Below are 12,507 nucleotides of genomic sequence, written 5' to 3' on the forward strand. Positions count from 1 at the left end.
GTAAGGAATCCTGATGAAGAAGTTATCAATAAGCGCCGTACTGATATTTTTTTTTGCCGTTAGTATTACGGGGCAGGCCGAAGAGAATATGAAATTTCATGGTACTCTGGTTTCTTATCCGGATTGCACCATCAATAACAATCAGCCGATTGAAATTAACTTTGGCAATGTCGGTGTCAACAAGGTTGATGGGGTGAATTATACGAAGGATATCGATTACAACATTACCTGCGACGGAGATGCTGATGATGCTGGATTATATATTTCTTTACTAGGAACTGCGGTGCAGTTTGACCTGGCTGCGGTGGAAAGTTCGGTGGCGGATCTGGGGATCGAAATAAAAAATAATGACAAGCCCTTTACGCTAGGCACCCAGATTAAAGTTGATAAAAATGCGTTGCCAAAACTGACCGCTGTACCGGTTAAGAAAGATGGGGCCGAATTATCTGTCGGGGATTTCAGCGCAACAGCAACGCTACAGGCTTTTTATCAATAAGGACAAGTATTCTCATGCGAATGATTGTTATTATTTTGATGTTGTCAGCTTTATTTCTGTCTGAAAATATTTCTCTGGCAGCGGAGAAACAGACTCAGGATAATATAAAGTTTAGTGGTAAGTTAGTTTCCTTACCCTGCTCAATTCAGGAAAATGATATCAGGGTCGGTTTAGGAGCGATAAATTCACGGAATCTGTATTATTACGGGCCATCAAAAAGCGTTTCTTTTATACTTCATTTAATTGACTGTGACACCTCAGTTTATAAAGGGTTAAGCGTGGTATTTAGTGGCGAAGAAAGTCTTTCTTTACCTGGTTACCTGAATGTGGACAGTGATAACAGTACTGCATCAGGGATAGCTATAGGGTTGGAAACGGAAGATAAAGAACCATTACCTCTTAATAAGCATACTGCTGTCCATCAGATTATTGATGGTGAAAATGTATTAAACTTTCAGGCTAATGTAATCGGCGAACCTGAAGCGGTCAAAAATCATACCATTCAGGATGGTGCATTCTTCGCGCATGCTCTAATTACTTTATATTATGAATAGGTTGACAAATTCAGGTGGAAAATTGAAAATGAACAAGAAAATGAAATATATGAAAGGTCGTGTGGGCAATCTTTATCTTTTAAGCTTAATTATTGCTATTTTAGTCCCATATAGTACTGCACATGCCACAGTGTTTACCCAGGTTTTAAGTGCAACGCTTCAAAATTCCTGCCATGTTTCAGTAATTGGCATTAAAGTTTGTTATCAAAGTCAGATTACTGCCTGGAATGAAAGTGGCGATAACTTGCCAAATCCATGTTATGGTGATAAAGATTGCGTTATTTTCCCAAATATACGAAGTGTTGGTAATACAAGCTATGTTGACAATAATGCATTTATGACTATCGGAGATTATGCAACTATCGGTGATGTCAGAAAGGCTTATACGGCGAAGGTTTCTTTGCCTTTTACTTATTCTACACTCAGCGATCAATTACCTACAGGGATGGAATGTGCGGCCTTATTATATGGAGATGGAAAATGGACCAGTCTTAATGGTGGCACTTATAATATTACTGGTGCGGTGACGGTTTTCCCAACCAGCCTGTGCGCCGCTCCCCCCCCACCAGTAGGGGCATGTAAGATAAGTGGCGATATTACGATAGATTATGGTTCTGTTTCTGCTGATTCATTATCGGGTAGACATGCGACGGGAACAGCATCAATAGTATGTGATCAAGATACGCTTGTTAATTTTCGTGTCTTTAGTCAGGAACAAAGTAATATCGTAAAGTTACGGGATGATAATTCAATTTCTGCAAAACTGACTATTGATGGCCAAAATACCGCCGATGTGGGGAAAGATATAAATCTTACAGCTGGTGTGCCGCAGGCTGTTACTATCGATAGCGAAGCTATCGTCACTGGAACACCTGATGCTGGTCCATTTGAAGGAGTAGCTATCGCGGTATTGAACCTGCCTTAAAATTTTACAATTGTAGCTACTTGAGATTATCTGGAATGTAATGATTTTCTCCTTGTACTTATTCTGAAGGTGGCCATCCCTGAAAAAAATGTGCTTCCCGTAAAATGATTTTATCTATGGGATTATGTCCGCAATAAACTGATTGATAATAGTGAATGTAAAATCGTCAGGTGAATTTACATAATGGTGTAATTTAATTTTTTGTCTGGGATAAACTAACCCACCATAGGTCGGTTGATTATTCCACGTTAAGTAAGAGATGATCTTTTTTTTGGGGGCGGCGGTTCCCGGCTGTTAACGCAACAGAACCTTTATTAAGGTACTATGAAGAGGGGGGTAACTTTCCCCGCTGGTTCACCTAAAAGTAAAACAGTAAACATTAAAAAATGCGTTGTCCATGATTTACATTGCATTATCATGGTTTATTCATGTCTTGCAAAAGACAAATAAAATCAAAACGGGCTATCATTAAATTGAAGTTGTTCCTCGGTAAATACAAGTTTTTTATTCTGGTAGCAATATTGTTGCCTTATTTTTTTCTGATGAATATTTATATTCCCAACATGGGAGGGGCCGGTCTTACGTTGCCGCTCAATATTGTTACATGGATGGTGATGTCCTGCGTAGCCTTCCTTTTAGCTGCATGTTCTGTCAGTGATGGAGGGTTGTACATCTCACGTCAGTGGCTGACGGGGTTACTGGCTTTTCTGTTGCTGAGTCTGCCGCTGTTATGGACGCCAGCGGTGAATATTCCTGACGCATTACCCCGCCTGGCAGGTATTGCAGGCGCACTGGTATTCAGCCTGATGCTAATACAGGTGAGGCTGGGCAACCGGGGGCGGTCCATTCTTCTGTCGTTTATTCTTGCCGCAGTCGTAATTGAATGCGGCCTGGCGCTGTTTCAGCATTACTGCCCTGAACTGGCCAGGGAGTGGACAGGCTATAACCAGGCCGTTATGGCCGGACGCCCCTACGGTATTTTTCAGCAACCCAATCTGTTGGGCAGCTTTGTTGCCACCGGCTACGGCATCGCCGTCTGGTTTTATTATCGTCAGACCTCTGTATTTTGTCTCCGGCTTGTCCTGCTACTGGCACAGTGCCTGATGGTTTTTACACTCTGCCTTACCACCAGCCGGGTTGGGTTGTGTGGGGCGTTGCTGATGCTTTTTATGTTTAGCGGCCTGGCTGACAGCGTACGGTCAAATGCAGTGGTACTGCGGATTAAGTGGGGCAGGATTACCTATATTATCATTGTGATTGCAGCGATCATGGCGGTAAACGTGCTGCTGCCGGAAAGTGCGCAATTACTTACCCTGATCGCCACTCTGGCGACTATGTTCTGTTGCCTGGCAGGAAACCGTTTTCAGCCCTGCCTGCGTAAAAAACAACTGGCCGCGTTTTTCGCTGTGGCCGTGGCGGTGTTTTTTTTCAGCGTCTCAATCCGGAACGGGCCAGCCGGCTTACCGGTACCTTTACCTACTGGCAACAGCGCAACAGTCACTGTGCAGGCAGGGGGGCTCCCCGATTTTGTGCACGTCAACTCCAGCCTTGAGCGTCTCAATATCCTCAAAGGAACGTTGCAGCTTATCCGGCTGCACCCCCTGAAGGGAAGCGGACTTGGCAGTTTCGAAAAGCAGTATCCCGTGGCCATGCAGACGCTGGGTCTGACAGAGACCAGCCATATCACGCACCCCCATAACGAGCTGCTGTATGTCTGGGCTGAAGGTGGCGTAGTAGCGGTGGTCGGGCTGTTTCTGGCACTTTGGTTTTGTTTCTGGCCGGTCAGGGCCGGTAATGATGCTGGAATGCAGGGAACAGACATCTCGCTTATCGTGCCGGCACGTATACTTATGTTGCCTATTCTGCTACACGCCCTGCTCGAATATCCGCTTTATCAGTCCGCGCCTCATCTGCTGGCTCTGTTGTTGCTTATTCGTGTCGGACAACCGGTTCCCTCTGTGCCTGAACATGTTCCTGAACGGAGGAAAGACAGTGCGGTCTTGACACGGGCAGGACGTGCTGGAGCAGCCATGCTGTCGGCATGCCAGCTGTTTGTCCTGATTGTCCTCTTCCGGGGCTTCCATATGCAGGCGATGCTGACAAGGTCTGAACAACACGGTCTGCATAATTTTCCTGTGCAGGCATCCCTGGCTGACACTATAACGGAATACTCCCGCTACGATTTTGACGCACACTCCCGTCTCCTGCTGGATTATAACCGGACACGCGACCCTGAGGTGCTTGCAGAGTATTTAGACTGGAGCAGCATATTTTTGCAGATTCATGATGATTCAGGGGTTTATGACTCCGTCATACGCATAAGGCGGCATCTGGGGGATTTCACCGGGGCTGAAATCCTTCGCAGGAAAGCCCATTCCATCTTTCCTGAGGCCCCACAGTTTTCAACGTATCCATGATGCATGGGGCCGGAAGACGGCCATCATCAGCATCAAGGAGCTCTGTCGCATTACTGGCAGCAGGTGGGCAGAAAATTTGCTGTCTGTTTTTCAGGCAGCCAGCAGACAGAACCGCCCGTGGAGTGAATGGTCTGATACCCTGCAACAAAATGCCTACGATACCGTATGGGCTTCTGAAACAGGCAATACTTCACATTATTATATGTTCCTGCACAGCGGACATTTTTACGATAATGCTAAATATGCCGAGAGCTCGGGAAGCAATGGTACCCACCCTTTCTCTGTTGCCTGGGTGAAAGACATTTCACTTCCCCGGCCGGCGAAACAGTGCCGGTCCGTACATAAATTTTAACCGAGACGTAAGGATGAGACGGCTATGACAGTCGCGATAAAATTCAAACGGACCCCGCTGGCCCTGATACTGGGTGCTGGTCTGTTCACGGGCGTGCTGACGGCTGCTGAGCCGGAACAGCCGCCGTTTACGCCGGCGCAGGAGGCCCGCATTGGTGAGGTGGCAAAGGCATACCTGCTGGCCCATCCGGAGGTGCTGGTTGACGTCAGCCGCGCGCTGCAGGCCCGGGTGCAGGAAAAACAACAAGAGGCGATGACCGTGGCAGTGCTGCACCACCAGAACGCGCTGCTGAACGACAGCGGTACGCCCTCATACGGTCCCGCGGACGCGAAGGTGGCCTTTATCGAGTTCTTTGATTACCAGTGTTCGGTGTGCGCCCGTCAGGCGCCGGTGATTGAGTCCCTGATGAAGGCAAACCCGCAGGTGCGCTACGTGTTTAAGGAATGGCCCATCTTCGCACAGCGCTGGGAGGCGTCCCTGACGGCGGCGAAAACCGGCCTGCAGGTCTGGCAGCAGAAGGGGGCGGATGCGTACCTGGCTTACCACAACGCCCTGTATGCCACCGGACATAACGAAGGTCAGCTGACGCAGTCCGATATCACCAGAGCGGCCGCTCAGGCCGGCAAGCTGAAGGGGAAAAGTGATGACATGCTGAAGGTGCTGTCGCGCACCGACGCGCTGGCGCAGACTCTGGGGCTGCGGGGCACGCCGGGGATGATAGTGATGCCGGTGAGCGGTGCCACGGTCGGGAACGTGACGGTCATTCCGGGCGGTGCCGACCAGGCCACGCTGCAGGCGGCCATCGACAGGGCTGCCGATGCTGAGAATACTGACCGACAGGGGCACAGAGTACTGCGGTAAAGTAGAGCAACATGATTATCAGCTGTATCTGGCCATCAACGATATCGACCATACGAAAACGAAGGCGATGTCCCCGCAGACGAACGGTATCTGCGAACGCTTCCATAAAACCATTTTGCAGGAGTTTTATCAGGTTACGTTCCGCAAGAAGCTATATGCAGACCTGGAGAGCCTGCAAATGGATCTGGACAACTGGTTGTGGCATTACAATAATGAGCGAACTCATCAGGGGAAAATGTGCTGCGGGCGTACGCCAATGGCCACGTTACTTGATGGAAAACGGGTCTGGGCAGAAAAGAATCTGAACCAGATTTAATCTGACAGACACCTGTATAAATAACCGGTAACTGTCAGATCAGGTCTGAGCTAGTACACTGTAGGCGTCGGCATGGTTCGAGCAATCAGATGCCACCGGCAGAATACGAAAACCTATATTATCAACGGCTCGGAAGTCTCTAGGTTATCCGTGGCGATTCATGCAACTGCCGCAGCCGTTCCCAGAAGTACCCTCATTGTTCTTCCCTCTGTATTTAAAAATAAAGTTTAGCGTCACTGATACCGCAAGCCCTGGCATAACGGGCGAGAGTTTCAAACGTTGCTGACGTTATGTTTTTTTCCATCCGGGACACTGTCGGCGGCTTGACCCCCATCCGTTCAGCAACTTGGGAACTGGTGAGGCCCGCATGATCTCGCCATTCTTCAAGTAGCGCCTGCAAGCGTTCTTTGCGTTCTTCTGCTTCATATGCTGCGCGGAACTCTTCACGCTGCATCATTTTTGCTTTTACTTCTGCAAGAGTCTTACTCTTCATTCTGCATATCCTCCAGCCTGCGCCATGCCAGATCTATTTCAGGGCGCGGTGTTTTGGGTGTTTTTTTGATAAAAATCCGCAATACAAAAATTCGCTTACCCGACTGATAAACCCACAATCCACGGGCAATGTCACCGCCCTTTGTTGTCAGCTCAAACAGCCCATTTCCGATGGGTTTACAGTGCGGCTCTCTGAGCGCCTGTGGGTTTTGTTCCAGCTTCTCAAGTAGCTTCAACATTTTTGCACCTATCACCGGGGGCAACTCGTCTAACTCAGTTTCCGCTTCTTCATGAAATCTGACAGTAAACAATGTGCTGTCCTCCTTGATTTAATGTTAGCTCAAATGCTTAATTAGCTCAAATGCTTAATTAGCATGCAGGCTATTATTCAATGCTGCATTGCATCCATAGGCTCTGTCGCATTAAGCAGTTAATCAGATATGATACGCAAAGGGCAGTATCAGCATCCGCAGGGGGACGGGTTATCACCGGCAGATTAGTTTTACCTGCTGGCTGCCTGAAAAGTAGCCAATGCACCTTTTGTCGCCCTGCTGTCGTTAATGCGACAGAACCTTAATTCTTGGCCATCAAGATGAAAATCTTCATGCGTTCATTTATGTGCATAAAGAACAGCGGCGCTTCATCATCATTTCCCAGCTGAAACCGTGGAACGATAAATATGCTGAAGGAACAGGCCTCCTGCCGACAGACGGGTTTCTTAAAGAAAAGCACTTTTATCTCAATATAGATTGTACCCGCTGGAAGGACTCGCTGGCCAGATTCCCCAGGGAGGTGGAGTGGTGGAAGAAAGGGGAGCAGTGATGTTCATTGCCGTAACTGATGTACCGGAGATCAAGGGAGAGTATAAAAGAGCCTCTGTACGTCAGGTATGCCTCATGATGGTCAGTGACAGGCTTATTCCGCTGGACTCAGCCAATGAAGCTGTTATTGAAGAAAAACTCTGCCGTGAGAGGAGGTCCTTCCTGAAGCCACTAATCTATGACTCTGATCTGGCTGAATATCATCCGAATTTCTGCCTGACAGACACTCCATCTGGTGACATATATCCGATGGAAGTCTGGGGCCTTGACCAGGTAGGCTATCTGTTGCACCGGCAGGAGAAAACAGTCTGGTATAACACGCATTATCCTCAGTCCTGGTGGGGTTGGGATGCTGCAGGTGACCCTCAGCGAAAAAAAATCACGGATTTTCCATGCAGGGCTGCCAGCTATGCAGAAAAGTATCCGTGGCCAGTTGAAGAAAATTAGTCGTTCTAAATTCGCTTTCTCGACGGTTTGCTTGCTGCGCCCGGTCGCTGTCTGTGGCGAGTGATGCGTCTTCAACTGCTTTCTTCTGCAGCTTCCAACTGGAGGGCATACTGACTTCACTACACTTCATGTACCCGATTGAATAAGCAATCGGGCTTTCTCCGTCTACCCTGCGTCGTACTGTGCGATCCGTCAGTAAAATTCAGCTAAATATGTTGCTTTTATTTGTTTTATGCTGGATTGTTTCCTTTATGCTAAAATGCAACATAAAGGAGATTTAAAGGATTATGGATTTAAATCAGACTGGCAAGATCGCCAACCGTGCCAACAAAATGTTGGTTGCTCTCACTGAACAGATTCGTTCTCAGAAAGAAGAGCTTAACGAGAACGAGTATTTTCAGGTTTATGCGAAAGCAGCTCTTTCGAAGCTCCCCAAACTGACACGGGCGAATGTTGATTATGCTGTAAGCGAAATGGAAGCTGCCGGTTACGTTTTCGACAAACGTGCAGCCGGTTCTTCAACGAAATTCGCCATGAGCATCCAGAATATCATCGACATCTATCATCATCGCGGAGTGCCTAAATATCGCGATCGTTATTCCGAAGCTATGGTCGCTTTTGTAGGAAACCTTAAAGGCGGTGCGTCAAAAACTGTTTCTACTGTTTCGCTGGCCCATGCGCTGAGGGCGCACCCTCACCTCCTTTTTGAAGATTTACGTATCCTGGTTATCGATCTCGATCCTCAGTCTTCAGCAACCATGTTCCTGAACCACAGCCGGGCCATTGGTATGGTTGAGACAACATCTGCACAGGCGATGCTTCAAAACGTCACCCGCGAAGAATTGCTGAATGATTTTATCGTTCAGTCAGTTGTGCCAGGTGTGGATGTTATGCCTGCCTCGATTGACGATGCGTTCATCGCATCTGACTGGGAAGGTTTGTGCAAAGAACATTTATCGGGACAGAATCCGCATGCAGTTTTGCGTGAGAACATTATAGATAAAATTTCTTCTGACTATGACTTCATCTTTGTTGACAGCGGACCTCATCTTGACGCTTTCCTTAAAAATGCCATTGCAGCTGCTGATCTGCTGATGACGCCGGTTCCGCCAGCTCAGGTTGAGTTTCACTCCACGCTAAAATACCTGACCCGATTGCCGGAACTAATCAGCATGATTGAGTCCTCTGGATTTAAATGTCGGCTGCAGGGCAACATAGGCTTTATGTCCAAACTGGCCAACAAAGCCGATCACAAAATGTGCCACAGTCTTGCAAAAGAGATTTTTGGTGGGGACATGCTTGATGCTGTCCTGCCACGTCTTGATGGCTTTGAACGGTGTGGGGAGTCCTTTGATACCGTTATTTCTGCAAATCCGGCCACTTATGTGGGCAGCAGTGAAGCCCTTAAGAATGCACGTTCTGCTGCAGAAGATTTTGCTAAAGCCGTCTTTGATCGTATCGAATTTATCAGAACTAACGAGGTGATCGGTGGGTATGAAACGTAAAACAATTGGGCGTACATTTGTTTCGCCAAGTATTCAGGAGCAGCTACAGGAAGAGTCAAAGCGGGTTTTTACTCTGTCCAGCGGCAGAAAAGTGCTGTTTACAAAATTATCGGTCCCTGCTGACGAAGTGGAAAGCGGAACATACGTCGTTCAGGACATTAACGGAAGGGAGCAGTCAGGGCTGACACCTGAATCTCTGAAAGATATTACCCGCACACTAAGTCTGCAGCAGTTCTTTCCAGTGATAGGCGTTCGCAACGAGAACGGGATCAATATTCTTGACGGTTCCCGCAGGCGGGCCTCCGCTATTTTGACTGGCGTTGGACTGGATGTTCTTGCCACCGATGAGGAGTTAACTGCAACTGAAGCGAAAGATCTGGCAAAGGATATTCAGACCGCCAGAGAACACAATCTGCGGGAAGTCGGGATGCGTTTACTTGCCCTTAAAAACAGCGGACTGTCGCAGAAAGAAATCGCAGAGGACGAAAATCTGTCTCAGGCTAAAGTGACCAGGGCTCTCCAGGCTGCCAGCGTGTCTGCTGATATGCTGGCTGTTTTTCCGGTGCAGAGCGAACTAACCTACCCGGATTACAAAACGTTGTTGGTCGCTGAAGAACTGTTGAAGGAGAAAGGGATCCTGTTGCGTGAATTTATCGCTGATATCAGTACCATGCTCGGTGAGGTTTGGAATAATCCTTCTCTCGCTGAAGATGAAGTCAAAGATAAGATCGTAGCAATAGTCAAATCTGAAGCAGCGTTGACAGCTCAAAAAACGACGGGTGAAAAAGTTACTGTTACCTCTCTCTGGGAATTTACCGATAAGAATCGTTATGCTCGCAAAAAGAGCCGGGGCCGTATGTTCAGCTATGAGTTCAACCGTATGCCAGCTGAGTTGCAGGAATCGGTTGATGCAGCTGTACAGCGAGTTCTGTCGGAGTATCTTGAGAATGAATAGAAATTTTCCCCACCCAGATTTCATTTCTAAGTTGATGAATTTAAAGGATTGTACTTGGGAATTTCAGGGTGAAATCTCCACGATTTCATTGATGTAAACGTCTTCCTGTTTCAGAAGTAGGCTTTTGTCGGCCTACTGTCGTTAATGCGACACAACCCCAGGAGCTGCCGCTGGCAATGAGGCGGTTGATGGTATCGTGCCGGTGCTGGTTAATGCTTCTTCCCCGGTATTTTCCCGCCGCCCTGGCCTTTTCAATACCCTGCTTCTGACGCTCCCGCCTCTGTTCATTGTCCCGGCGGGCAATGGCGGCCAGCATATCCAGGAGCATGTCATTGATGGCGCCAAACATCCTGTTGTCAAAATCACCCATCGCCGGCGAGAGATGCAGCCAGGTCGTGGGCACATTAACGGCCACAATCCTGACGTCCTTTCTGCCGATCATTTTCTTCAGGGCGTTCCTGTCGTCGCCAGCCAGGCGTGACAGGCGATCGACATCCTCAACCAGCAGTACGTCACCACGCCGCGAGTCCCTGAGCAGGCGGAACAGTTCAGGGCGGTCAAGGCGGGCCCGGATTCATTTTCCGCGTAATAGTTACAGATTATTAGGCGACAATTACTCCGTCCGTCGTGTTACCTCACCAGTTAATGTTACTTTCTTGCTTCAGCTGAAACGTTACCATCAGCACGAGTGCCGTAGACCAGTTCTCTGACCATCCGGACACGCCATTCCTGCAACCAGCGTTGCAGTGTTCTGCGATGGCCTTCAGTGAATTTGCCCGGATGTGCGTCTTCAAGTTTGAGAAGTAATTCGGTGCTGCCCAGCTGCGGTTCATCTTTCAGCCAGCATTCGATTTCGTTCCAGACATCCGCGAAGGGATCTGCCCGGGTCCGTCAGTGGCGAGGTTTTGATGGTGCTGGATGATGCAAAGGATTCACTGCTCCCTCCTGCTAGGCTACGGAGAGGCCCTGCAAAAACGCAGTTAAATCGCTGTTCTTGTCTCCAACAGGATCCCCGACAGCTATTCGCGCCAGCTGGTGCTGATAAAGTCGAATGTTTTCCTGCAACTTCAGAGGATCAAGTTCGTGGATGATATCGTCAAAATGGCACCGGAGCTCAGAACGTAGAGTATGCAGCTCTGTCAGTCGATTATAGGGTGTTTTGGGAGCGTCATGTCTGCGAACCGTTTTCCCGCCAATGCGTTGCGTATCCAGAAGCTTGAACGATGGCTGAAAAAAGTTAATAAAGAATCGATTAGCTATGTACATCTGGTTCATCGCTTTTACCGCAGGTTCCCGTCAAGACGAGCATATCCCGCCAGCTTTCAGACCACAGAACCATTTTTTGTTCTATCCAGGCCTGATCGTTTTTCCGGTATGGCCGGGAACGTGCCAGCGCGATACATCTGGCAGAACAGTATTCAAATAAGGCTTCGTTGATAAATTCGGCTCCGTTATCAACATCAAGGCCAAGAAGTGGGAACGGCAGACTTTTTTGAACCTTATCAATAGCACGGATGATCAACTCAGCGTTACGTGCCGGCAACGCCACACATTCTGTCCATCCACTGGCGATATCTATCAGCAATAGTGTCCACAAAAAGGTGCCAGAGAGATGCTGGCCACAATGTGCAACCAGATCCATTTCCATAAATCCCGGGGAATGCCGCTCATGCTCGGTGAACATCCTGACTGGGATATTTTTACTGACGCGGTTAACCGCCCGGTTACGCTTTTTACCCGCAGTGGTATGTGCTTCTTTCAACAGGCGATCGATGGACGATGCACTGACTTTCAGAAGCTGGTCGCGGAGTGCTGGATTCAGACTGAGATGCCCGAGTTTCTCCATCACCGGAATAAGCTGAGGCAGTAACGCCTTAAGACGCTTACCACACAACCGATCTGAAGCTTCCCAGAGAACAATCAGAGCCTGCTGAACAGGGGCGCCATAAACCGAACGAGCCGGGGCCGGGCGACGCTGTTGGCTACCGCTGGTGACAGCACCATTCAGCAGCCGGATTGCTGATTTGTGATGATACCCGCTGATCAGTATGAACTCTTCGACGATCCGGGTTTTCTCGGCTTTACTGGCTGCCTGATAGCGTGTTCTCAGCGCCCGTAGCAACTGACGGCGGGTATCAATTGGCAATAATGCATTGCTCATAAATGTACCTCTGGCGATTATTTATCACACAGCCAAAGTAACAATTTTGGTGAGGCAACAGTGCGTGTTGGGTAACAAAAATGCTGAGTCAATGCGTCGGCCAGGATAGTTGACGTCTAATATCGGGTGTTTGCATGACCGGAGCTCCGCTTTATACTCTGGCCCCCTGCATATCCCCCCCCCTGCCAGACATCTTTTCACCGGC

General features: G+C 48.5%; 11 protein-coding genes and 2 pseudogenes. 9 read left to right on the forward strand and 4 right to left on the reverse strand.

Going from position 1 to position 12,507, the window contains the following annotated elements; translation table 11 throughout:
- The first annotated feature begins 13 nt into the window (after positions 1–13).
- The 6 genes and pseudogenes from GSQ70_RS20005 to GSQ70_RS26455 all read left to right on the forward strand — a co-directional run.
- Positions 14–496: a fimbrial protein gene (locus tag GSQ70_RS20005; protein WP_158784164.1), complete on the forward strand. Its 483-nt coding sequence runs from the start codon at positions 14–16 to the stop codon at positions 494–496.
- 14 nt (positions 497–510) lie between these two features.
- A complete protein-coding gene (locus tag GSQ70_RS20010; RefSeq protein WP_158784165.1) occupies positions 511–1,050 on the forward strand; it encodes a fimbrial protein in 540 nt (179 codons plus the stop codon).
- A gap of 28 nt (positions 1,051–1,078) precedes the next feature.
- The gene (locus tag GSQ70_RS20015; RefSeq protein ID WP_158784166.1) at positions 1,079–1,975 is read left to right on the forward strand and encodes a hypothetical protein; all 897 of its coding nucleotides are present in this window, start codon (positions 1,079–1,081) and stop codon (positions 1,973–1,975) included.
- 407 nt (positions 1,976–2,382) lie between these two features.
- Complete coding sequence (locus GSQ70_RS20020) at positions 2,383–4,392, forward strand: PglL family O-oligosaccharyltransferase (RefSeq protein ID WP_158784167.1); 2,010 nt, start codon at positions 2,383–2,385, stop codon at positions 4,390–4,392.
- A 376-nt stretch (positions 4,393–4,768) separates the two neighbouring features.
- Positions 4,769–5,605, forward strand: coding sequence for a DsbA family protein (locus tag GSQ70_RS26450; protein ID WP_370521090.1), 837 nt, complete (start codon positions 4,769–4,771; stop codon positions 5,603–5,605).
- Positions 5,553–5,921: pseudogene (locus GSQ70_RS26455) on the forward strand (integrase core domain-containing protein); the annotation flags it as partial. The gene GSQ70_RS26450 and the pseudogene GSQ70_RS26455, both read left to right, overlap by 53 nt.
- 214 nt (positions 5,922–6,135) lie before the next feature.
- Here the strand turns inward: GSQ70_RS26455 and GSQ70_RS20030 are convergent.
- Both GSQ70_RS20030 and GSQ70_RS20035 read right to left on the reverse strand, forming a co-directional pair.
- Complete coding sequence (locus tag GSQ70_RS20030; RefSeq protein ID WP_199257287.1) at positions 6,136–6,414, reverse strand: helix-turn-helix transcriptional regulator; 279 nt, start codon at positions 6,412–6,414, stop codon at positions 6,136–6,138.
- A complete protein-coding gene (locus GSQ70_RS20035; RefSeq protein ID WP_158784168.1) occupies positions 6,404–6,724 on the reverse strand; it encodes a type II toxin-antitoxin system RelE/ParE family toxin in 321 nt (106 codons plus the stop codon). The genes GSQ70_RS20030 and GSQ70_RS20035 overlap by 11 nt, the downstream gene beginning before the upstream one ends.
- A 510-nt stretch (positions 6,725–7,234) precedes the next feature.
- On the opposite strand from GSQ70_RS20035, the gene GSQ70_RS20040 reads away from it, so the two are divergent.
- The 3 genes from GSQ70_RS20040 (at position 7,235) to GSQ70_RS20050 (ending at position 10,141) form a co-directional block, all read left to right on the forward strand.
- Positions 7,235–7,681, forward strand: coding sequence for a DUF1173 family protein (locus GSQ70_RS20040; RefSeq protein WP_158784169.1), 447 nt, complete (start codon positions 7,235–7,237; stop codon positions 7,679–7,681).
- 287 nt (positions 7,682–7,968) lie between these two features.
- On the forward strand, positions 7,969–9,186 hold the full coding sequence (locus GSQ70_RS20045; RefSeq protein ID WP_158784170.1) for an AAA family ATPase: 1,218 nt from the start codon (positions 7,969–7,971) through the stop codon (positions 9,184–9,186).
- Positions 9,170–10,141: a ParB family protein gene (locus tag GSQ70_RS20050; protein WP_158784171.1), complete on the forward strand. Its 972-nt coding sequence runs from the start codon at positions 9,170–9,172 to the stop codon at positions 10,139–10,141. The genes GSQ70_RS20045 and GSQ70_RS20050 overlap by 17 nt, the downstream gene beginning before the upstream one ends.
- 85 nt (positions 10,142–10,226) lie before the next feature.
- Here GSQ70_RS20050 and GSQ70_RS20055 read toward each other — a convergent pair.
- Together GSQ70_RS20055 and GSQ70_RS20060 are read right to left on the reverse strand one after the other, a co-directional pair.
- Positions 10,227–10,747, reverse strand: a pseudogene (locus GSQ70_RS20055) (recombinase family protein); the annotation flags it as partial.
- Between the two features lie 646 nt (positions 10,748–11,393).
- On the reverse strand, positions 11,394–12,302 hold the full coding sequence (locus tag GSQ70_RS20060; RefSeq protein WP_158784172.1) for a DDE-type integrase/transposase/recombinase: 909 nt from the start codon (positions 12,300–12,302) through the stop codon (positions 11,394–11,396).
- Positions 12,303–12,507: the final 205 nt, after the last annotated feature.

The sequence above is a fragment of the Pantoea sp. BAV 3049 genome, from assembly GCF_009765445.1.
Lineage (GTDB): Bacteria > Pseudomonadota > Gammaproteobacteria > Enterobacterales > Enterobacteriaceae > Erwinia.

Excerpts from the sequence above, each read along its gene's own strand:
- GSQ70_RS20045 (WP_158784170.1), top strand. The coding sequence starts at position 7,969 with ATGGATTTAAATCAGACTGGCAAGATCGCCAACCGTGCCAACAAAATG.
- GSQ70_RS26450 (WP_370521090.1), top strand. The coding sequence starts at position 4,769 with ATGACAGTCGCGATAAAATTCAAACGGACCCCGCTGGCCCTGATACTG.
- GSQ70_RS20010 (WP_158784165.1), top strand. The coding sequence starts at position 511 with ATGCGAATGATTGTTATTATTTTGATGTTGTCAGCTTTATTTCTGTCT.
- GSQ70_RS20060 (WP_158784172.1), bottom strand. The coding sequence starts at position 12,302 with ATGAGCAATGCATTATTGCCAATTGATACCCGCCGTCAGTTGCTACGG.
- GSQ70_RS20015 (WP_158784166.1), top strand. The coding sequence starts at position 1,079 with ATGAACAAGAAAATGAAATATATGAAAGGTCGTGTGGGCAATCTTTAT.
- GSQ70_RS20005 (WP_158784164.1), top strand. The coding sequence starts at position 14 with ATGAAGAAGTTATCAATAAGCGCCGTACTGATATTTTTTTTTGCCGTT.
- GSQ70_RS20030 (WP_199257287.1), bottom strand. The coding sequence starts at position 6,414 with ATGAAGAGTAAGACTCTTGCAGAAGTAAAAGCAAAAATGATGCAGCGT.
- GSQ70_RS20040 (WP_158784169.1), top strand. The coding sequence starts at position 7,235 with ATGTTCATTGCCGTAACTGATGTACCGGAGATCAAGGGAGAGTATAAA.